At 59.9% G+C, this 21,819-nt stretch carries 16 protein-coding genes and 1 pseudogene; 11 read left to right on the top strand and 6 right to left on the bottom strand.

The features are described 5' to 3' along the window. Nucleotides 1–4: 4 nt before the first annotated feature. Nucleotides 5–1,447 (bottom strand): aldehyde dehydrogenase, encoded by a 1,443-nt coding sequence (locus VF629_RS14135; protein ID WP_331059138.1) that lies wholly within the window; start codon nucleotides 1,445–1,447, stop codon nucleotides 5–7. A gap of 124 nt (nucleotides 1,448–1,571) precedes the next feature. Between VF629_RS14135 and VF629_RS14130 the strand changes: the two genes are divergently transcribed. Together VF629_RS14130 and VF629_RS14125 are read left to right on the top strand one after the other, a co-directional pair. Next, on the top strand, nucleotides 1,572–2,297 hold the full coding sequence (locus VF629_RS14130; protein ID WP_331059137.1) for a class I SAM-dependent methyltransferase: 726 nt from the start codon (nucleotides 1,572–1,574) through the stop codon (nucleotides 2,295–2,297). 205 nt (nucleotides 2,298–2,502) lie between these two features. Continuing rightward, nucleotides 2,503–3,306, top strand: coding sequence for a dolichyl-phosphate beta-glucosyltransferase (locus tag VF629_RS14125; protein WP_331059136.1), 804 nt, complete (start codon nucleotides 2,503–2,505; stop codon nucleotides 3,304–3,306). Nucleotides 3,307–3,432: 126 nt separating this feature from the next. Here the strand turns inward: VF629_RS14125 and VF629_RS14120 are convergent, their stop codons facing one another. Then, on the bottom strand, nucleotides 3,433–5,739 hold the full coding sequence (locus VF629_RS14120) for a hypothetical protein (protein ID WP_331059135.1): 2,307 nt from the start codon (nucleotides 5,737–5,739) through the stop codon (nucleotides 3,433–3,435). 367 nt (nucleotides 5,740–6,106) lie between these two features. Here VF629_RS14120 and VF629_RS14115 point away from each other — a divergent pair, with 367 nt between their 5' ends. The 4 genes from VF629_RS14115 (at nucleotide 6,107) to VF629_RS14100 (ending at nucleotide 10,808) form a co-directional block, all read left to right on the top strand. Then, nucleotides 6,107–6,562, top strand: coding sequence for a hypothetical protein (locus VF629_RS14115; protein ID WP_331059134.1), 456 nt, complete (start codon nucleotides 6,107–6,109; stop codon nucleotides 6,560–6,562). Next, nucleotides 6,562–7,899: a hypothetical protein gene (locus tag VF629_RS14110; RefSeq protein ID WP_331059133.1), complete on the top strand. Its 1,338-nt coding sequence runs from the start codon at nucleotides 6,562–6,564 to the stop codon at nucleotides 7,897–7,899. The genes VF629_RS14115 and VF629_RS14110 overlap by 1 nt, the downstream gene beginning before the upstream one ends. Nucleotides 7,900–8,384: 485 nt before the next feature. Continuing rightward, nucleotides 8,385–8,867 carry a hypothetical protein gene (locus tag VF629_RS14105; protein ID WP_331059132.1) on the top strand — a complete coding sequence of 161 codons (483 nt, stop codon included), beginning with the start codon at nucleotides 8,385–8,387 and terminating at the stop codon, nucleotides 8,865–8,867. An 84-nt stretch (nucleotides 8,868–8,951) separates the two neighbouring features. Continuing rightward, on the top strand, nucleotides 8,952–10,808 hold the full coding sequence (locus VF629_RS14100) for a hypothetical protein (RefSeq protein WP_331059131.1): 1,857 nt from the start codon (nucleotides 8,952–8,954) through the stop codon (nucleotides 10,806–10,808). Nucleotides 10,809–11,059: 251 nt separating this feature from the next. Here the strand turns inward: VF629_RS14100 and VF629_RS14095 are convergent, their stop codons facing one another. The 4 genes from VF629_RS14095 to VF629_RS14080 all read right to left on the bottom strand — a co-directional run bounded on the left by VF629_RS14095 (nucleotide 11,060) and on the right by VF629_RS14080 (nucleotide 17,739). Beyond that, entirely contained in the window at nucleotides 11,060–11,785 is a 726-nt protein-coding gene (locus VF629_RS14095) for a glycosyltransferase family 2 protein (RefSeq protein WP_331059130.1), read from the bottom strand. A 595-nt stretch (nucleotides 11,786–12,380) separates the two neighbouring features. After that, the gene (locus VF629_RS14090; protein ID WP_331059129.1) at nucleotides 12,381–14,720 is read right to left on the bottom strand and encodes a GH92 family glycosyl hydrolase; all 2,340 of its coding nucleotides are present in this window, start codon (nucleotides 14,718–14,720) and stop codon (nucleotides 12,381–12,383) included. 438 nt (nucleotides 14,721–15,158) lie between these two features. Then, nucleotides 15,159–15,950, bottom strand: a complete 792-nt coding sequence (locus VF629_RS14085; RefSeq protein WP_331059128.1) for an SDR family oxidoreductase — start codon at nucleotides 15,948–15,950, stop codon at nucleotides 15,159–15,161. 34 nt (nucleotides 15,951–15,984) lie between these two features. Further along, nucleotides 15,985–17,739 (bottom strand): hypothetical protein, encoded by a 1,755-nt coding sequence (locus tag VF629_RS14080; protein ID WP_331059127.1) that lies wholly within the window; start codon nucleotides 17,737–17,739, stop codon nucleotides 15,985–15,987. Nucleotides 17,740–18,041: 302 nt separating this feature from the next. On the opposite strand from VF629_RS14080, the pseudogene VF629_RS14075 reads away from it, so the two are divergent. The 5 genes and pseudogenes from VF629_RS14075 to VF629_RS14055 form a co-directional block, all read left to right on the top strand. Next, nucleotides 18,042–18,245: pseudogene (locus VF629_RS14075) on the top strand (hypothetical protein); the annotation flags it as partial. 196 nt (nucleotides 18,246–18,441) lie between these two features. Beyond that, the gene (locus VF629_RS14070) at nucleotides 18,442–19,188 is read left to right on the top strand and encodes an FkbM family methyltransferase (RefSeq protein ID WP_331059126.1); all 747 of its coding nucleotides are present in this window, start codon (nucleotides 18,442–18,444) and stop codon (nucleotides 19,186–19,188) included. Between the two features lie 48 nt (nucleotides 19,189–19,236). Next, complete coding sequence (locus tag VF629_RS14065) at nucleotides 19,237–19,764, top strand: 3-hydroxyanthranilate 3,4-dioxygenase (RefSeq protein ID WP_331059125.1); 528 nt, start codon at nucleotides 19,237–19,239, stop codon at nucleotides 19,762–19,764. A 4-nt stretch (nucleotides 19,765–19,768) separates the two neighbouring features. After that, on the top strand, nucleotides 19,769–21,088 hold the full coding sequence (locus VF629_RS14060; RefSeq protein ID WP_331059124.1) for a hypothetical protein: 1,320 nt from the start codon (nucleotides 19,769–19,771) through the stop codon (nucleotides 21,086–21,088). Between the two features lie 41 nt (nucleotides 21,089–21,129). Further along, nucleotides 21,130–21,819, top strand: a 690-nt coding sequence (locus tag VF629_RS14055; RefSeq protein WP_331059123.1) for an amidohydrolase family protein, incomplete at its 3' end; no start/stop codon positions are given.

Genomic DNA, 21,819 nt, shown 5'->3' with positions numbered 1-21,819 from the left:
CTCACTACAGCTTCACGCACACGTTCTGCGCCTCCGTAAAAAACCGCAGCGCCTCCAGCCCGCCTTCGCGGCCGACGCCGGAGTTTTTCATGCCGCCGAACGGGGTGCGCAGGTCGCGGTGCAGCCAGGTGTTCACCCACACGATGCCGCTGTGCAACGCCTGCGCCACGCGGTGGGCACGAGTGAGGTCGCGCGTCCAAATGGTGGCGGCCAAGCCGTACTCGGTGCTATTGGCCCAGGTTAGGGCTTCGTCTTCGTTATCAAAAGGCGTGAGCGTGACCACCGGGCCGAAGATTTCCTCTTGGTTGGTGCGGCAGCTGTGGGGCAGGTTTTCAAACACCGTGGGCTGCAGAAAGTAGCCGCTTTCGCAACGGCCAGATACGGTAGCGCGCTGGCCGCCGGCCAATAGTACGCCGCCTTCTTCGTGCGCCAGCTTGATGTACTCTAGCGCTTTGTTTAAATGCGCTTCGCTTACCAAAGCGCCTTGCTTGGTGTCGACATCCAACGGGTCGCCTACCTTTTGAGCTTTTAGCTGGGCTAGGAACTCGGTTTTGAAATCCTCGTAAATGGGGCGTTCGATGAAAATACGCGAGCCGCACAGGCAAATCTGGCCTTGGTTGGCGAAGCTACTGCGGATGCTGGTGGCCACCGCCGCCGCCAAGTCACAGTCGGCAAATACCAAGTTGGGGTTCTTCCCGCCCAGCTCCAGGCTCAGTTTCTTGAACAGCGGCGCTGCGGTGCGGGCCAAATGCCGCCCGGTGGCCGTGCCGCCCGTGAAACTGATGGCCTTGATGCCGGGGTGCTCCACAATGGCTTGCCCGCAGCCGGGCCCGGTGCCGTGCACGACGTTGAGCACGCCCGCCGGCAAGCCGGCTTCGATGCACAGCTCGCTTAGCAAAAAGGCCGTGGCTGGCGTAATTTCCGACGGCTTGGCCACCACGCAGCAGCCCACGGCCAGGGCGGGCGCAATCTTCCAGGTGAAGAGGTAGAGCGGAAGGTTCCAGGGTGAGATGCAGCCCACCACCCCCACCGGGTGCCGCACGGTGTAATTCAGGGCCACGCCTTCCTGCAAGTGCGCTTCGGTGGCGAAGTGCTGCGCCGCGGTGCCAAAGAAATGGAAATTGGAAGCCGCACGAGGAATGTCCATCACCCGGGCTAGGCTGAGCGGTTTGCCGTTGTCCTGGCTCTCGGCGTGGGCCAGGCGCGCCAGGTTGGCATCAATCAGGTCGGCAATTTTTACCAGGAGGCGGCCCCGGTCTTCGGCCGGAAGCGCGCGCCAGGCGGGCAGGGCAGCTTCGGCGGCGGCCACGGCGGCGGCCACGTCTTCGGGCCCGGAGTCGGGCAGTTGGCCGTAGACCTGGCCCGTGGCGGGGTCGATGTTATCGAGGTAGCGGCCCGTACGGGGCGCCACCAACTGGCCATTGACGTAGTTTTGAATCAGAAGCATAAACGGCGGGCAGACGAGCGATGCCAAAAGTAGCGCCCGGTTTAACAAAGCATCCGTGGCGCACGCATGCGGCCGGTTGACTAGGACGAAATCTCACTAAGTTTACGCAATTGTCACTGCTCATATGGATTTAAAAGAACTGGAAAACGGCGTCAATCCGGACGTCCATTGGTATTACCAAAGCAAGAAGCTGCCGCTGTTTGCCTTTGCCAAGCAGCTGGTGGCCCGCGGCACGCCCATCACGCTGGTGGACGTCGGCTCCGGCTCGGGTTTTTTTGCGTTGGAGCTGGAAAAGCACTACGGCGCGGCCATTGCCAAAGTGTATCTGGTAGACATTGGCTATTCAGAAGAGGAGATGGCTGTCACTCGCGGGCAGAAAATCGAAAAAGTGGCGGCCATTCCGCTCGTTATCGAAAATGGCCTGGTGCTGCTGATGGACGTGCTAGAACACTTACCCGATGACCTGGCCATGCTGCAATCCATTCAGCAAGCTTGCGTCGGCGACCATAACTATTTCTTCATCACCGTGCCCGCATTTCGGTCGCTGTGGAGCGGGCACGACGTGTTTCTGGGTCATTACCGCCGCTACCGCATTCCGATGCTGCGGGAAGTGCTGCAACAGGCCCGCTTCCGCAACATCAAAAACTACTACCTCTACGGCACCCTGTTCCCCCTCATTTGGACCGTGCGGCGCCTCAGCAACCTGCGGCAAAAAGCGGCTGCCTCCAACATGCGGCCAGCGCATCCGGTCGTCAACCGGCTCCTCCTCGGCCTTACCAGCGCCGAAATGAAGCTCACTGCGGCCAATAAGCTCTTCGGTGTAACGTGCGTGGCCGAAGGCCGAATCTGAGCACTGCGGCCAGTGCAGAATATGTAAAGCCGTCATTTAGCGCCTGCCGCGCGACGAGCATGAAAAAGGCAATTTCTACTATGCCCTACCTACTAGATTTGTGGTGGCCGGAAAGCCGACTGAACCTTTACTTATGGAAGACCTCCATTTGTTGAATAGCACGATTTCACGCACTCGCCGTTAGCTGGCAATTAACCTGACCTTCTTGCACGTTCTCTCCTTTGTCATTCCAGCTTACAACGAGGCCGCGCGGCTCAGCAGAACCCTTTCTCAGGTGCTGGCCTACCTGCAAACGCAGCCGTTTAGCAGCGAGGTAATCGTCGTTAACGACGGGTCGACCGACGGCACTGCTCAAGTGGTGGAAACCATTTTTGCGGCGCACACCGGGCGCGTGGCTACCCGCCTGCTCAGCTACTCGCCCAACCGGGGCAAGGGCTACGCCGTGCGCCAGGGCTTGCTGGCCGCCACGGGCACCGTCGCGCTGTTCTCCGACGCCGACTTGTCGACGCCCGTGACGGACCTGCCCTTGCTGCTCGACCCCATCTTGGCAGGCGAGTTTGATGTGGTGTTTGGGTCCCGGGCCCTGGACCGCAGCCTCATTGGGGTGCACCAGCCCTGGCTGCGAGAGCAGAGCGGCCGATTCTTCAATATGATAATGCAGCTGGCCACTGGGCTTCCTTATTTAGATACCCAATGTGGCTTCAAAGCTTTTCGGCTAGACGTGTGTCGTCCCATTGTGACGGGCGCTACCCTCGACCGGTTTGGGTTCGACGTGGAACTGCTTTACCTGGCTCACCGGGCCGGGCTGCGCCTTTTCGAACAACCCGTGCACTGGAACGATGCCACCGGCAGCAAGGTGGGCTTGCTCAACGGCTTGGATGGCTTTCGCGAGTTGCAGCAACTCCGCCGCCGAGCGAAAAGCGGCTTCTACGACGAAGCGTTGGACCGTGCCCGCGCTGTCCCCGCCCACCCCGCCCACCCGCAGAAGGGTACCACCGACGCCCATTAAGCGGGTGAAGGGTATGCAAGAGCGGCAGTTTGCCGGAACGGTTGACACGTGACCCAACCCTTACATAGGGCTAGCCGCCGCTAGCCGAGCCCCCGAACCGCAACCAAAGGGTCATCTTTTGAAGGCTTAAGGCGTTAACGGGTAAGTATTCTTGACCAATTGGCGCTTGCTGCCTTGTCCGACATAGTAGTAGACGTCGGTATCAACGGGCCGGATGAGGAGGTCGTCGGCCACTAGGTCCTGGCTGTCGTACAGCACCTCCAAGCGAACTGCTTCGGCCGTGCGGCGAAACGGCACCACTATTCGCACCCAGTCTCCCTGCACTTCGGTAGCCCGCCGGCCGTCGGCTATCTCATGGGCGAGAATTTGGCCCGCCGCGGTATAAAGCTTCACTTGCATGTTGCCAAAACCATAGTCGGTGGTGGTATTTACCCAAACCGCGGCCTCGTAGCGGCCAGTATCGGCAGGCGCGGGCAGCGGGCCATCATAGAGCGTGGAAAACGTAGCGGCGGGCTCGTGAAAGCTGCCCGAAGAAAGCCGCCCTCGTGGGTCGGGGCGGCCTTTGAAAGCATCGAGAAGCACGCCTTTGCCCGTGGACGAGTATAAGCCCTTGTTGGCGGTGAGGGTGGGCAGCAACTCCTGGGCCCGCGCCCGCTCTTGCGCAAGGGTGGTGGCGGCCAGCGCATCAATGGGCAGTTCGTAGAGCGTTACGTTCGGCAAACTAACGAGCTTGCGGCCCAAGCTCACGAGCCGTTGTTCTTCCCACGTTAGGGCATCGGGGGTTACCAGCAGCAGGAAAGGCTTGCGAGAGGGCAACTTCGCGAGCAGCTCCTTTTCAACCAAAGGGCTGCTCAGGAGTTGAACGTGCTGCATGGTCTGCCCCACGGAAGTGCGAGTCATATAGGTGGCCACCAGCGGTAAGCCCAACGCCAACGACGTTTTGTACCCCTCTGCAAAGGACGCCTGTGAACCGGATAAATCCGCTTTATCGGAGCCCATGACGAAGTACGGCAGCGGCAGGATGGCTTGAAAGTCGCGGGCTTGGCGATTGGTCCAGCTTAGTTGCTGCACCACCGGGTTGTTGGCGGCGTCCATGAAGGCAGCCGCTCCCGCACCGGCTTCCACCGCTTTGGCTCTGGTGCTCACGTGAATGTATGCCTCTATGCCCCAAAGCAGCAGGGGCAATGCCAACCAGCCCTGCGCAAATCCTCCGGCGCCGTGTAGGTGCAGGTAGCGCCACAGCCGGTACAAATAGTAAGCCGCGTACGTGCTAAACACATAAAAGAACGGCCAAGCAAAGCGGCCCAGGGCCCGAAACTGCTTAAGCGGCCCCACATAGTCTACCAGCCAAGAAAACCCCGCAAACTTAAATGGCCAGCCAAAAGCCAACAGCAACATAAAGCCTGCGGCCCACAGCCCCGATTGCAGGTGCACCGGGAGTACGGGCCGTAGCACCCGCCCCCACTGCCGGTGCCACACCCGTTTGCCCAAACGAAGAGCGCCCGCCACTGCCACGGCGGCGGCGGCCAAGCCCACGTAGGCCCATCCCTCAAAATTTGCCGCCTCCGTATGAAACAGCGCTTGCCACAGGTCGCTGAACGGCGCCATCACGGGCGTGAATATGGTAGCCGGTGAAGCCAAATAAACGAGGAAGCCGTAAGGATTTATGGGGCGGTCGGCAATCGGGTCGGTGTACCAGAGCCATCCCCGAAACACCAGCAAGGGGAGCAAAGCAGCCAACGCCAAGCGCCATAAAATTGGCCCGGGGCGCCGCCGCTGCCAGCAAAACACCACCCCGTGGGCCAATGCCAAAAAACTGGCGCACGGCAGAAAATACACGCTGGCCCCCGCCATGAGCAGGCTGCTAAGCCCGAATACCAAGTACCAGCGCGCGCGCAACGGCGCCTCCTGAATCCGGATAAGGCAATACCAAGAGAACGGAACAAAGCACGCGTAGCTGAGGGCCATGTGCCCTCCCAACCGCTCAATCTGAGGCGACATAAAGCCGATGAGCACTGCCGTGATGGCTGCATACCACACGGGCAGCCGGGTCCGCCGCAACACGGCGTACATAACCACCGGCGCAAGCACCAGCCCCAGCAAAGCCACCACATTGGTCAGGCCAATTACGTGGTCGCCAACGGGCAGCCCCAACCCGCCAAGCAACCGCATGCCCCCGCTCACAAGCGGCTGCATGCTGGGGAAATTGATGTGCTCCCCAAAGGGATAATTCATTCCGCTGAAATGCAGGCCGGTATCATACTTTACGTAATACGCCATGGTATAATACCCCTGTAGCCCATCGCCAGCATTTAGGAAAAAAATGTCGTCCGGGTGGGCCAGCACGGACGGGAACAATGCCCATACCACGCCACTGGCAACCACTGCCACGGCCGCCATGCCCACCCAGTGGGCCCGGTGCCTTGCGGTCAAGGCAGAAATAAAGTTTCGCATAACCCTGGGGAAGCTGGCCGTTGTGTGGCCGCACAAATAAGAAGTGGAACTGCTAAACGTCCGTGCCATTGCATACAGCCGCTGCGGCACAGCCATCAAAATTAGGGTCCCATTGCCGAGTTCTCTTGGAACACCCCAAGTAAGGCAGAACCTACCCGTAAGTAGTTGGTCAAAACCTACGCCATTGGGTTAAAATCAACTGCTGCCCCTTAATTTGCGCCGGGTATCTTTGCCCGCTTACTTTACAATTGACCCATTTCATATGTCGCTTGCTTCGACAAAATTGCTAACAGTTGGCGCCCTCGTGTGCAGTCTTGCGGCTTGCTCTTCTGACAAGGCTTCCACAGTGCCCAAAAACCGGGTTACGTTCAACGATTTTGAATCACTGGATGGCTGGGCGCCGGTGCCCGTTACGGACGAGAAAGCCCACTCGGGACGCTACTCGATAAAAGTGGATAAAGCTGCCGAATTCAGTTTGGGCTACACCAATTTCCTTGGCAAAGCAAGTCCCACCCGGATTTCTAAGCTTACCGTTAGCGGATGGGCCCTTCGCACGGGCGGCGAATCGAGGGCAGTTATCGTGGTTCAGGTTATCAACCCAGCCAACCCTGACGAAAAAGTATACTGGCAGTCGATGGATATGTACCAGCAGATAAAAACGTACAACACGTGGACCAGAATAAGCAAAGAGTTCACTCTGCCGGCCACCATTCAGCCCACCTACCAGTTGCGGGTATACATGTGGCTGGCCGGGTCTAACCAGCCCACTTTTCTCGACGACGTAGAAATCACCAAATCCTAATGATTGAGCGCGCGCGCTTGGAAGGGTGGCGCGTGGCGCCGACGGACATCTATTTGTTGCTGGGGGGCGAGTTCTTTTTGTTTACGCTCGGACGCAGCGCGTTTGGCCCTTATGCCAGCGCCGTTGTTCTTTATTTGTGCAGCCTGGGCGCCTGCGTGGGCCTGTACAAGCTCACTCGCCACCGGGCCTGGCCCGCCTCGCGTCCCCAATCGGAGGGAGGCACGTCCCAAGGCTGGGCAATGGCCGCCGCACTGGGGTTGGGGCTGTGGCTGAGCGTGCCGCCGTACGTAGACGCCATTCGCACGACTGTTCCGCAAGACCACTCCGACATCCTGATGGCCCTGACGGTGTATCCGCAGCGTTGGTTGGCGGGGCAGGAAGTGTACGTGCCGCTCACCGCCGAGCTGGGGTATTTTGCGCTGCCCACGTACTTGCCGGGCACGTGGTTTCCGTTTGTGGTGCCCGAGCTGCTGCAAATTGACTACCGCTGGGTGCCGGGCGCCGTGTTGGGCGTGGCCTTGGCTGTTTATTTCCGCTTACTGTACCGGCAGCGCCTCACGGCCCGCCAGTTGTTTGCCCTGACGCTGCTGCCTTTCGCGCTCCTGTATTCGGTGATGATAACCGAGCCCGGCGTGGTGGGTTGGACCGTGGAGCTCATGATAGTGGGCTACTACCTGCTGCTAGTGGCCAGCATTCTGAGCCCCTCCTACTGGGGTTTGGCAGTGATGCTGATACTGTGTTTGCTGTCGCGGTTTTCGCTCGTGTTCTGGGTGCCGCTGCACTTGGCCCTGCTGTTTTTTCAGCAGTCGCGGCGAGTGGCGCTGGGCGTGACGGCGGCCGTGGCCGTCGGCATTCTTGTGCTGTACGTGGTGCCGTTTTTGTCGCACGACTGGGGCATGTTCATGCGGGTACAAGCGGCGTATACCGAGGTAGGGCTTAACGAGTGGAATCACCTAAACGCCGCGGGCCGCCCCATGCACTTATTCAACGGCATTGGCCTGGGCAATTTCTTCTACCACCACATGCACGGGCCCCTGCTAGAGCGCCTGCAGGCCCTGAAAACCGTGCAGGTAACGCTGCTGCTGCTAACCGTGGCGGGCAGCGCGTGGCTCTACTGGCGCCAACAAGCGCCGCGCACCGACTACCGCGTCTTCTCGGTAATAGTATTGAAAGCGTACCTGACCACATTCTACGCTTTCGTGCAGGTGCCCTACGCCTATCTGGCCACAGTTGGGCTGTTTCTTTCGCTGTACCTGGCCTTCATCGCGGCACGATTTGGAGCACTACCAGCCACGGATGCCCCAAGTGGGCCCGTTGAGCTTGGGGCTAAGGGCTGAGGCACTCCTTCGCTGCCGTTGCTGCCACCGCTAGCGGGCGTGGGCGCATAGTCGCGCAACCATCGAGGATTGACGGTGCCGGGGCTGATTGCTGCTTCAAGGTGTTATTTTTACCTTCTCTGGTTTACTTGCTTCGCAAATAAATGATTTGTCAGCACTGTGCCCGCTGGGCTGTTTTCGCCCTGGGCGGTTGCCAATCGGCCGCGCCCGATGCAGCTTCCAACCCCAAGCAACTCATGCACAACGGCTTTGAGGAAAGGTGGGCTGGGGTGGAGTCGCCGACGGCTCGCTCACCGACGGCAAGTCTCACCACGTACTGCAAGCTAATTTCTCCAGTAAAAAAGCACTTGCGTGGTGCCGCTATTCGCTCCTCAGGTCCCTCACGTGGGCAGTTCATCTTTCACTAGTTTACTCATCGACCAATGCGGATTTTCGCTTGTCTGACTATCCTTAGCCTATTCGCAGCTTGTCAATCCTCTCCTGACTTGCCCAACCGGGCAACGGATGCCGCAGTGCTGATGACTGCCGACTTTGAACAAAGCATGGGCTGGGGCGACGCCAATCCTGCTTCGCTCACTACGGACAAGGCCCACAGCGGGAAGTGGAGTGCGCGCGTGAAACCCGATGTGACCTATGGTTATACCTATTCGCGCCCCCTAGGCGATTTGAATGCAACGCCCCTCAGCCACATGATGCTGGAAGGCTGGGTATTGCGCGAAGCTTCGGGCAGTACCGCCAAGTTGGTAGTACAGGTTACCACCAGCGTGACCGATGAAACCAACGTGTTTTACACGGCCTTGCCAGTAGCTTCGGTGGTGCCCAAATTTGGTGAATGGACCGCCGTAAAGGTGCCCATCAACTTGCCGACCAGCGCCACGGGCACCAATAGAATCAAGGTCTACCTCTGGAACGACCAAAGTACCGCCACTACTTATCTCGACGATGTGCGCCTAAGCAAAGCCGAGTAAGCGCAGTTGTTCCCTCGGTAAACGGTGAAATTTACTGAAGGGCTCAGGCCTCCTTCTTCGCTCAGTGGGCTATCCACTTTCTTCATGAAATCCCGGGTCCAACTTTCGTACTCTCTGTTAGCCATTTTTATCCTGTTCCTCCTCATGGTGCAGGCCCGGCTATGGGCGCCGTATTGGGATACCCGCAACGTGCAGGCCATCCTGACGTGGGATGTCATGGGCTACTACATCTACCTACCGGCGCATTTCATTTACCACGACCTGGGTCACATGGCGTTTGCCAGCGACATCATGCGCGAGTACAGCCCCAGCGGCTCGTTCTATCAGGCGTTTCAGGTGCCGGGGGGGCCGGAGGGGCAGTTGGTGGCAAAGTATACCTGCGGCTTGGCCTTGCTTTGGACACCGTTTTTCTTTTTGGGTCATTGGGCAGCCGGATGGTTAAACTATCCACAGGACGGCTTTTCGGCGCCATACCAAGTTGCCATTGCGTTTGGCGGGCTGCTATTTGCCCTGCTGGGACTGGGGCTGTTGCGCCGGGTGCTGCTGCGCTATTTTTCCGATGTGGTGACCACGCTGGTGCTGGTGCTGCTGGTGTTGGGCTCCAATTACTTTCAGTACGCCGTGTTCGACGCGGCCATGGCCCACAACTACCTCTTCACGGGCTATGCGCTGCTGCTGTGGCTCACGGTGCGCTGGCACGAGCGGCCCACTCGGTGGAAGGCCTTTTTCATCGGCCTGACGCTGGGCCTGCTGGTGCTTATCCGGCCTTCGGAGGCCGTCGCTGCGGTGGTGCCGCTGCTGTGGGGAATGGGCTCATTAGCCGCGGTGCGCCAGAAATTGGCGTTGCTGCGCACCCGCTGGGCCGACGTGCTGCTGCTGGCATTGGGCGGCCTGGTGGGCGTGCTGCCGCAGCCGCTGTACTGGCACTGGGCCACCGGGCACTTCCTCTTCTATAGCTACGGCGACCAGCACTTCAGCTTTTTTAAGCCCCACCTGTGGGAGGTGCTGTTCAGTTTCCGCAAGGGTTGGCTGATTTATTCACCGCTCCTGCTGCTGCCTTTGGCGGGCATTGTGGTGCTGTGGCGCACGCAGCGGGCAGTGGCAGTGCCGGTGCTGGCCTTTGTGGTGCTGAACCTGTGGGTGGTCTCGGCGTGGGACATTTGGTGGTACGGCGGCAGCATTGGCCAGCGGGCGCTGGTGCAGAGCTACGCCGTGTTGGCCTTGCCCTGGGCCGCGGTGGTGGCGTGGCTATTGGCTCCCGCGCGGCGTCCGGCTTTGCGAGCCGCGGCTGTGGTGGTGGTCGTGCTGATGGTGGACTTGAACCTCTTTCAGCACTGGCAGTACATGCGCTCCATCATTCACCCAGAGGAAATGAACCGGCGCTACTACTTCGCCGTGTTCAATCAAACCATGCCCACACAGTCTGATTTTGCGCTGCTCGATGTGAAAACGCACCTGCCCAAAGCTGAACGGCATTACAAGCCGCAATCTCTTGGTAAACTTGACTTTGACAACCAACCCGCAGACGCCGCCACGGGCATCTCAGCCGACGTGGGCTATTTCAGCCGCCAGTCCTTCCACGCCGATGCCGCGCACGCCTACAGCCCAGCCCTGAGCATCAAACTAGCCGATGCCAGCTTAACTCCGGGCCAATACGTGCGCGCCTCGTGCCGGGTGTTTTCGGACTACGGCGCGTGGGGCAATAAGCTGGTAATGACGATAGAGCGCGCCGGAAAAAGTCTAAGTTGGAACGCCATTCGCCTCCAAAACAATCTTAGTGTCAACCGTGCTTGGAACATCGTGCATTTCGACGCGCCTTTGCCGCCCGATGCACTGCCCGACGATGTGCTAAAGGTATACGTGCTCAGCGAAAACGGCTCAGGCTGCTACATCGACGACGTGCAGGCTGAGCTAATGGCACCAGCACTGGATAAGTGGTAGCGGCCAAACCGGCCACAGGCTAAGGGTAAGTGCCCGTTGCGCTGACAACGTCTAGGTGTAACCCGCTCCTTCCGCTCAAGGCAACGGCAGGGTAGGGTAAATTGACCCAATGCCGGGGGCAACGCTAACAGCACAAAATTTCCAGCGCTAATAGCCCTTGATTAGCGCCCGCTGCCTGACTTGTAAAATTACCGTCATCAGCACGGTGGGACTGCCTTATTCATCACCATGAATTGGGCGGCTGCGACTCGCTACTGCCCCAGCAGGCCGTATTTCAAAATGCAATAGATGGCCCGGAAGCCGTCGCGCCAACCGATTTTCTTGCCCTCGGCGTAGGTGCGGCCGTAGTAGCTGATGCCCACTTCGTAGATGCGGACGTCCTTCACCCGGGCCACTTTGGCGGTGACTTCGGGCTCGAAACCGAAGCGTTTTTCCTCGAGCGTGAGGCCCTGCACGATGTCGCGCCGGAAGAGCTTGTAGCACGTCTCCATGTCGGTCAAGTTCAGGTCGGTCACCATGTTCGAGAGCAGGGTGAGCCAGTAGTTGCCGATGCTGTGCCAGAAAAACAGGATGCGGTGCGGGTTGCCGCCCATGAAGCGGGAGCCGAACACGACGTCGGCAAAGCCCTTCAGAATGGGTTTGATGAGCAGGTTGTATTCCTCCGGGTCGTACTCCAGGTCGGCGTCCTGGATGATGAGGTAGTCGCCGGTGGCCTCGCGGATGCCCGTGTGCAGGGCCGCGCCTTTGCCTTGGTTCACGGCGTGCTCGAGCAGGCGCAGGCCCATCTCGGGGTAGCGGGCGGCGTAGGCGCGAATGGTGTCGGCGGAGGCGTCGGTGGAGCAGTCGTTGACGAGGATAATCTCCTTGCCGATGCCGTTTATCAATTCCAGCTCGCGCAGCAAATCCAAAATCTGGTGAATGGTGCGCGCCTCGTTATAAACGGGAATGACGATGGAAAGCGTGTCGAATTTTACCAAAATGAGGGCAGCCCCAACAAAGGACTCAATCAGTCGAAAAGAAAAAAAGATAAAACCTGTTACTCAAGTCACCGCATGAGTTCCAGACTCATGACCCAAGTGGGCAGAGGGGTATCACGGCCGGCGCGGTTGGCGCAGTAGTGACCCACACGACGTACTACCCAAATCATCGCCGCAATTTCATCAAGAGCCTCACTCTTTCGAATAATCATCTTATTGTTCAAAGCTTTGTGGGCACGAAATCCAATAGTTCGGCCCCTAGCACAAAGTCATAGCGCACAGCCCCGATAAGCGCTTACAGCAACGTGACGCCACAAAGGTACTTGGTGTGCATATGGTTGGTGGCTGAGGCTAAACAAAGGACTTATGCCGTACTCTCCTAATAGTTTCGGGGAAGTTTGCGGGCTTTGAAATTGTAAAGAAACGCGGCGGATAAATGCGACGCTGATTTAAACCAAAGAAAATGAATGTTTTATAAAACATTATTCAAGGCGAATAACTGGCCGCTTTTACACATTTTTTCGCAAGATACAGTAGCCTGCTACACGCATATAGACGTCGGCCTGTCGTGGGATTGTCGAGAATGAACGCCGACTTACGGCAAGACCGACTTGGGCCGGTCGGCTAGGGCTACCCCCCAGGTAGTGCTGGGCCGCGCACCCATTTCGTACACGAGCGTGCCGCCTTGCAGCAAATCCTTATGGGTAATATAAGACTTCAAATAGGGCCGGCCGTTACGCACTACCCGCTGAATATAGCAGTTGGCCGAGCTGTTGTTTTTCGCTTCGATGGTCAGCGTTTTGCCGCCAGCCAATGTGATGACGGCCTGGTTAACCGACGGGCTGCCAAACACGTAGGCGCCGTTAGCCGGATTTAGGGGGTAGAAACCCAGCGCTGAGAAGACGTACCAAGCCGACATCTGTCCCACGTCTTCGTTGCCAATGATGCCGTCGGGCTGGGTGGTGTAGAACTGGTCGGTGATGAAACGCACCTTTTCGGCCGTTTTCCAAGGCTGGCCCACGTAATTGTACAGGTACGCAATGTGGTGGCTGGGCTCGTTGCCGTGGGCATACATGCCGATGAGCCCCGAAATATCAGGCGCAGTTTCGTCGCCCATGCTTCCTTGCGCGGTGAAGAGCGAATCGAGCTTTTGTTTGAATCGCTGCTCTCCTCCCAGCAATGTAATCAGGCCCTCCACGTCCTGCGGCACCAGCCACGTGTATTGCCAGGCGTTGCCCTCCGTGAAGTCACTTTTTTTGTTGGAAGTAAAGGGGTTGAACGGCGTACGCCACTGGGCTTGCGATAGTCGGCCGCGCATGAAGCCCACCCGCGGGTCGAAGTAGTTTCGGTAATTCAGGGCGCGGCGGCTGAAGTAGGCATAGTCATCGGCTTTGCCCAGCTGCTTGGCCATCTGCGCAATGCACCAATCGTCGATGGCGTATTCCAGGCCTTTTGACACGCTCTCGGCCTCGCCATCGGCCGGAATAAAGCCCAACGCTTTCACTGCTTTCAGGCCCTCGTCGTCGCGCAGCGCAGTGGCTTTCACCGCCTCGTAGGCCAAAGCGGCGTCGAAGCCCCTAAAGCCCTTGAGGTAGGCGTCGACCACCACCGGCACGGCGCTGTAGCCCACCATGCAATTGGTTTCGTTGGCCATCAGGTGCCACACGGGGAGCTTGCCTTGCTGCTGGTATATGGCCAGCATGGAGCTGACCATGTCGTTGACGCGTTGGGGCTGCAGCAGCGTAAACAACGGGTGCGCCGCCCGGTACGTGTCCCAGAGCGAAAACGTCGTCAGGTTGGTGAAACCGGGATTGGGGTGCACCTTCTGGTCGGTGCCCCAGTAGTCGCCGTTGTGGTCGTTGAAAACGGAAGGCGCCACCATCGTGTGGTAAAGCGCCGTGTAGAAAGTGGTTAGCCGCGCTTTGTCGGCCTGCACGCGCACTTTTAGCAGCTCTTGGTTCCACGTCGCGTCGGCGTCGGCCACCACTTGGTCGAAATTCCAGTGCGGGACTTCGGCCCGGATGTTGGCCAGCGCGTTCGTGGTGCTAATGGGCGAGAGGCCCACTTTCAGCTTCACTTGTTCGCCTTCTGCGGTGGCAAAGGTGACGATGCCTTTCAGTCGCCTGCTCCTGGTGGCGGGCAAGTTGATGTTCATGCCCAGAAACTTCGTGGCGTTCACCCTGCTGAATTCACGGATGGGCTTGGAGAAAACGGCGGCAAAGTAGATGCGCTGGTTCGCGGCCCAGCCCGTGGAGTAGCGGTAGCCCACAATGACGCTGTCGTCGAGCTGCTTGAGGTGGGCATCGGTGGCCCGGCCCAAACCGATGACCTGCTCCAAGTCGATGATGAGGTGCGCCGCGTCGGACTTGGGAAAGGTGTACCGGTGAAAGCCCACCCGCTCGGTGGCCGTGAGCTCGGCCTTGATGTTGTAGCGCTTCAGGCGCACGGCGTAGTAGCCGGGCCGCACACGCTCTTCCTGGTGCGAGAAGAGCGAAAAGAAGCCTTGGTCGGGATGTTGCAGCGTGCCCTTGCGCACCCGCACCGGGCCGGTGGTGGGCATCACCGCCACGTCGCCAAGTTCGTCGATGCCGGTGCCGCTGAGGTGGGTGTGCGCAAAGCCCACGATGGTGGAGTCGGAGTGATGGTAGCCCGAGCACCAGTCCCAGCCCACGGACAAATTGACGGGGCCGAGCTGCACCGCTCCAAACGGCACGTTGGCGCCTAGAAAGACGTGGCCGTGCCCCCCAGTGCCGATGTAAGGGTCGACGTAGGGGGTGAGGCGTGGCCCCGGGGGCGGTGCATTGCCGAGCGGAGGGCCGGTGCTGGCCATCTGGCGAACAGACGGGCCAAGGTCGCCGGTCTGCGCCGTATTCTCGTTCGCGTGGCGACCCGTGCTGCTCCAGTGCCGGGCGTACCAAACACCTGCCCCAATCAAGAGCGATGCCGCAAGTAGTATCCCACAAACCAGCAGCACTCTTCTCCCTTTTCCCATCGTTCAAATGTACACGAAAGCCCCGGCGCTAGCCAGGCAGCAGGTTTTAACATGATTAGGTCAGGGCCCGTGCGGCAACTACTCAACCAGTTATTGATGAATAGGTCATTAGGACACGCCTGGCATCGTTTAGCAAAGTGGTCAGGGTAGACTGCCAGTACTAATGTGGGTACACTTGCAAATAAATTAAGCGTAGCAGGCTAGGTCCCCTTGCGAACAGTAATGGCTACCAGGGCCAAAATGAGCATGAAATTGGGCACTATCCTTCTCCTTATTTGGGGCTTTACTGCGTTCCGAACTTGTGTTCAACTTAATGAAGAGCTATTCTGCTCGAACGTCCCCCAGCTGGAAACGCGGTTTCGGCATCCGCTTCGCTCCGGGTTAGAGAGAGCCGGTGCGGCCGCCGTCGACGGGCACGCTGGTGCCGTTGATGTAGCCCGCGGCGGGCGAGGCCAGAAACGCCACCGCGGCGGCCACTTCCTCGGCCTGGCCAAAGCGACGGGCGGGAATCAGCTTTAGCATGTTGGCTTCGATGGCTTCGGCGGGCTGGTGGATTTGGGCGGCCTTTTTCTCCACCAACGAGTGGTGCCGCTGGGTGAGGGTGGCGCCGGGCAGCACGTTGTTCACCGTGATGCCGTCCGGGCCGAGCTCGTTGGCCAGGGTTTTGGCCCAGCTGGCCACGGCCCCGCGGATGGTGTTGCTCACGCCCAGGCCCGGCAGCGGGACTTTGACGGAAGTGCTCACCACGTTGATGATGCGCCCGAAACCGGCCGCCCGCATGGCCGGGACCACCGCCTGCGCCAATAGATGGTTGCACGCAATATGCTGGTTGAATGCCAACTGCAACGCCGATATAGGGGCCTCAAGCAGTGGCCCGCCGGGAGGGCCGCCGGTATTGTTCACCAGAATGTGGAAGCCGCTGGGGTGCTGGGCCAGGTAGTTCTGCACCGCCTCGGCTACGCGGCTGGGGTCGTCGAAATCGGCCACCAAGTAGTCGTGCGTTTGGCCGGTGGGCGTCGGCAAGTGGGTGGCTACTTCGCGCAGCTGCTCTTCGTTGCGGGCCAGCAGCGTGACGGCGCAGCCATTCTCAGCCAAAGCTTGTGCCACCGCACGGCCGATGCCCTGGGTGCTGCCGCCCACCAGGGCGCGACGATTTTCTAAGGAAAGGTTCATGTAAGCGGGTGGTTAAAAGAAACGGAACGGCGAATTACCTAACTGGCGGCGTCAGCAACACATAGCCATCCACAAGCTGCTCGCGGTAGCCGTAGGGCTGCAACAACCGGCGCAGAAACAGGTGAGCCGGTTGGTCGCGGAAACTGGGGTTGACGACAAAAGCCGGGTCGTATCGGCGCAGAAAGCCTTGCACTTGCACCGCCGTGGGCGGGGCCGGCGGCACCGTATCGGGTTTGGTTTGGCGGAGCAGCAGCGCGTGCAGCACCGGCTCGCGGTCGAATAAGGCAAATTGCTCGGGGGACACCCGCGACAGGTAGCCAACGGGCATTTTTTTGTGGTGCACCGTTTGATAGAACAGTTCCTGGGTCATCAGTTGGCCCACTTGCCGGTTGCCACTGCTTAGGCCCATTGGCACGGGAATGAGCGTTTTGCCGGGCAGCGTTGCCACTTCTCGGTACACCCGCGGCACGGCGGCAAGCGAATCGCGCTCGTACGGTTTCGGCCAATACTCCAGCAATACCAGCGCCGCTAGCGCCAAGCTCAGCCCCGTTTGGGCCACGGGCCGGAGGCGGTTGGTCCAGGCCGCTTCCAGGGCGCCGAACGTGACGATGGGCAGCAGCAGGCCCACCAGCATGATGAAGCGGGTGGGGCAGCGAATGTTGTTGAGAAACGGAATGAAATGCAGCAGGGCCGTGGGCAGGTGCAGCAGGTCGTGGCCGTAAATGCGCGTGGCGGGCAGCGTCAGCATGACGAAAAAGAGCAGTACCCAAGCCAGTGGCCGGCCGTCTTCATCGTGAGCCACGGCCGACGTGGGCCCCCGGCGGGCCTTGTGCCAGGCCCACAAGCCCAGCCCCAGCAGCGGCAGCGCGTACCCCACAAAGAGCGTGTTTTCCAACGAGCCGGGCATGGTGAATACCTTGGGGTCGTGGTAGAGCCGCGCGGCCCACTCCCAATGCATGAAACGGCTGGTGGGCGGCGGCAAGATGAAACTAACCACGTCGCCGCCCCACCAAAAGCCGCCATTGTCTTCCGCGCCTCGTCGGCGCAAGAGCCAAATGACAACATGGCTCGCGAGCAGTATGCCGCCCAGCAGCGCCCAGGTGCGCCCCTCGCGCCAGCGGATGCGCCCCAGCGCAAACCAGTACCAACCCGCGTAGGCCAGCGAGAAATACAGCAGCCCAAACAGCGCATAATAGTCGCTGAACAGCGTGACCACGCCCAACACCGCGCACCCGACCACGGCCCGCCAGCTGCGTATTGCCGGCAGCAACTTGCGCTCCTGGAAGCGAAACGCATTCAGGAATGCCAGCACGTAAAACGGCACCGTGGCCGTGAGCACTAGGTTATAATGCTCGGGCAGGCGCTGCAGCTTGTAAGGAGCGAAGGCGAAAATGAAGCCGGCCAGCAGGCACAGCAGCGGGCTCTGCACCCAGCGCCGAGCCAGCAGGTAGGCCCCGGCGCCCGATAGCGCATAGCTCAGCAAGAGGCCAATGTTCAGAGCCAACAGGTCGCTGCCCACCAGCAGGCTGAGTAGGCCGATGATGGGCGTGTACGTGTGCAGCACCAGCCACGAGCCGGTGGGATAGAAAAGCCAGTCGGTGCTAAAAACGGGCTGCCCGGTGCGCACCGCCGTGTGAAAATGCCAGGTGTTCCAAGGAAACACGTACGAATCGTGCCCCGGCACCGCCAGGAACGACGACGTGCATTGGACCGCCAGGGGCCAGGTAAAAAGAACGAACAGCAGGCCGTAAAGGACCACCAGCAAGCTCAGACGCAGCCAGTGTTTCATAGGTAGCGAGGCAGGCGCCCATCGCGGCGCCGGAAAATGAGCGGGCCAGTCGGCTCCACCAACAAAAGTAGCTCCTGCATTCAGTCGGCGCGAAGCGCCGGGGAAAAGGGCAAAACCCCGCCTCAACCGTGGCTTATCGGTCCCAACCACCCACTTTTCCGTCATGATAACCCGCCCTTTCAATTCCCAAAAGTGGATAGTCGAACACCGCCATTTGCTGAAGCCGCCGGTGGGCAACCAGCAGGTGTTCAAAGACAACAGGATTTCATTGTGCTTGTGGTGGGCGGCCCAAGGCCCGCAAAGACTACCACGTGGACGTCGGCGAGGAGTTGTTCTGGCAAATCGAGGGCACGGTGACCGTCAAACTCATCGAGGACGGCCAACCGGTCGACGTCACCGTCGGCCCCGGCGAAATGTTTCTGCTGCCGTCCCGCGCTTCATTGCCAGCCAGCAGCGCACCCGCGCCGCCACTTCCGGCTATAGCCACGGAGCGGCTGGTGGTTTGAGTGCGGCCCCTTACCAAAGCACGGTGGGAAAGGAAAAATCATGCGCTAAGAAGTGGTAAAAAGCCCGGCATGCTCTCTGGGGGCCCGGGGCATGTAGGGGGCGCTAGTATATTTACCGGTCCCTTTTACCCTGTCGTTATTTCGTCCCGGTGGTTTTCACGCCTATCTGCAACCGGCCGCTTACCTTTAAAATCGCATGAAGGAACTCCTGAAAAAACTGCTCAAAAGCCTGCCTATTGCCTTCACTAAAAACCAGCAATACGACCGGGACACGCAGCAGGTAATGCGAAGAGTGCTCCACCCTACCGCCAACTGCGTGGATGTGGGGTGTCACAAAGGCGAAGTACTGGAGTTGATGTTGCGCTACGCCCCGAAGGGTCAGCACCACGGCTTCGAGCCCATTCCAGACTTATTCAACGCTCTGGAAGTCAACTTCGCTAGCCGGCCCAACTGCCATTTCTATCAGCTCGGGCTGAGCGATGCCCCCGGTGAAACTTCGTTCAACTACGTGGTCAGCAACCCGGCCTACAGCGGCTTTGTGAAGCGCAAGTACGACCGGGCCCACGAGGAAGATACCCTCATCACCGTGCGCAAGGAGCGCCTCGACAAAGTACTGCCCGTTGGCACCCACGTCGACCTCATCAAGATTGACGTAGAAGGCGCCGAGCTACAGGTGCTGCAGGGCGCCACTGGCATCATTGCCGCCAGCCGCCCCATCATTGTGTTTGAGCACGGCTTGGGGGCTTCCGATTATTATGGCACTCGCCCGGAGCAGATTTACGACCTGCTCACTGCCCCCGACCTGAACATGCTGGTCTCGACTATGTCGCGCTGGCTGGCGGGGCGTCCCGCCTTCAGCCGCGCCCAACTGGTGCAACAATTTGAGAAAGGGCTGAATTATTATTTCATTGCTTACCCCGCCGAAAAAGCCCCGAAAAGCTGATGCCGGGGCACCCGCCTTGCCATTCTTTCCCTTCCCATCCGCTCGCCCATGATAACGCGCCCTTTCAACTTCCAAAAGTGGATAGCCGAACACCGCCATTTGCTCAAGCCCCCGGTGGGCAACCAGCAGGTGTTCAAGGATAACAAAGACTTCATCGTGATGGTGGTGGGCGGCCCCAACGCCCGCAAGGACTACCACGTCGACGCCGGCGAGGAGCTGTTTTGGCAGATTGAAGGCACCATGATTGTCAAACTCATGGAAGACGGGAAGCCGGTGGACATCACCATTGGGCCCGGCGAGATGTTTCTGCTGCCGCCCAACGTGCCGCACTCGCCGCGCCGGCCGGCCGGCACCGTGGGCCTGGTGTTGGAGCGCTACCGCGAGGCTGAGGAGCTGGACGGTTTCCAATGGTACTGCGAAAACTGCGGCCACAAGCTGCACGAAGAATTTGCCGTCATCACCGACATCGTGGCCCAACTGCCACCCATCATGAATAAGTTTTGGGCTTCGGAGGAGCTGCGCACTTGCCAGAACTGCGGCACTTACATGGAGGCGCCCGCGCCCATAGCCAGTTAGGCAAATGAGTCGTTCTTTCCTTGTGTGGCTGCTGGTGGCGGGGCTAGCGTTGTGGGTTCACAACCGTGACCGGGCGTGGCGAGCACTTGAAGTGTTCGAATGGGACGCAGGCGGCTATTACACTTATCTGCCTTCCGCCTTCATTTACCACGACATCGGCCGGGCCGACTCACTGGAGCGTTTGGGCGATAAGTTCGGCCCACCCAAGCCGCGGGGCATCGGCATCGTGACCTTGCCGAATGGACGCGTAATATCAAAGTATCCGCCTGGCATTGCCTTGGGCGAGTTGCCCTTTTTTGCGGGCGCGCATGCATTTGCGAAACTCATGCCTCGCTTTCCCGCCGACGGCTTTTCCAAACCTTACCAGCAAGCCATGCTGCTGGCCGGGTTGACGTATGGCATACTGGGCCTGTGGATAGTGCGCAAGCTGCTGCTGCGCTTTTTTGATGACCGCACCACGGCCTGGGCCGTGGCCGGCGTTGGGCTGGGCACCAACTACTTCAACTACATCACCAACGACGCGGCGATGTCGCACGGCGCGCTGTTTATGTGGCAGGCGGCCTTGCTTTACTGCACCGTGCGTTGGTACGAAACGTTTCGGCCGCGCTGGGCCGTGGGCATGGGGTTCTTTTTGGGCGTAGCCGTCCTCTGCCGCTTCACCGAGGCCCTGTATATCATCATTCCGCTCGCGTGGGGCATCACGTCGTGGGCGGCGCTACGGCAGCGGTCGGGGCTGTTGCTGGCTCATTGGAAACAACTAACCACGGCGGCGGCAGTGGGCGCCGCCGTGGTTAGCCTGCAGTTCCTTTTTTGGCGCACCGTGTCGGGGCACTGGGTGGTGGACAGCTACGGCGTAGAGCATTTCGACTTTTGGCACCCGCACGTGCTGTACGGGCTTTTCAGCTACCGCAAAGGCTGGCTGCTCTACACGCCTTTGGCCGGGCTGATGCTGCTCGGCTTGTTTGCCGCTTGGCGGCGCCTGCCGGCAGTGGTGGTGCCAACCCTGGTGCTGCTGCCGGTGGTGCTCTACGTCACCTTCAGCTGGGAAGCGTGGTGGTACGGCGGCGGCTTCAGCGCCCGGCCGCTGGTGAGCCTCTACCCGTTGCTGGCCCTGCCTTTCGCGGCGTTGCTGGCAGCGGCGCGGCGCTGGGCTTGGGCCGGCCGGGCCGTGCTGCATACGGCGGTAGTCCTTTGCATCGTGCTGAACCTGTGGCAAACCGGCCAGTACGCCACCGGGCATTTGCTTTACGACAAGAACACCCGTGAGCTATATTTCAGCAGGTTTTTCGAGTCGCCTCACCCCTTCTTCGACAGATTTCACTAACCACTTCGGCCTTCGCAAACCTCCTTCGCCCGCCCCACCCGTTGCTTTCCATTGACATTCACACCCACATTTTGCCCGAGCGCTGGCCCGATTTAGCGGAGCGGTACGGCTATGGAGGCTTCATCCGGCTCGACCACCACAAGCCGTGTTGTGCCCGCATGATGCAGGACGACAAGTTCTTCCGGGAGGTGCAGGACAACTGCTGGGACCCCGCCGTGCGGCTGCGTGAATATGACCAGTTTGGCGTGCAAGTGCAAGTGCTGAGCACCGTGCCGGTAATGTTCAGCTACTGGGCCCAGCCCCTGGACTGCCTCGACCTGAGCCAACTGCTCAACGACCACATTGCCGACGTGGTGCGCCGCTACCCCACCCGGTACGTGGGCTTGGGCACCCTGCCCATGCAGGCCCCCAACTTGGCCATTCGCGAACTGGAGCGGTGCATGAAAATTGGCTTGGCAGGCGTGCAGATTGGCTCGCACGTGAACGACTGGAACCTCGATGCACCGGAGCTATTTGAAGTATTTGCGGCAGCCGAAGCCTTGGGGGCCTGCGTGTTTGTGCACCCCTGGGACATGATGGCCCAACAAAAAATGCCCAAGTACTGGCTGCCCTGGCTGGTGGGCATGCCCGCCGAAAGTACCCTGGCGCTGTGCTCCCTGGTGTTTGGCGGGGTGCTGGAGCGCCTGCCGCGGCTGCGCGTGGCCGTGGCCCACGGCGGCGGCACCTTCGCC

Origin of the sequence: Hymenobacter sp. (assembly GCF_036388155.1) — a bacterium.
In the GTDB taxonomy this organism is placed as follows: Bacteria; Bacteroidota; Bacteroidia; order Cytophagales; family Hymenobacteraceae; genus Hymenobacter.
The sequence above is the reverse complement of the archived record's forward strand: the minus strand, read 5'-3'. Positions and strand labels throughout refer to the sequence as shown.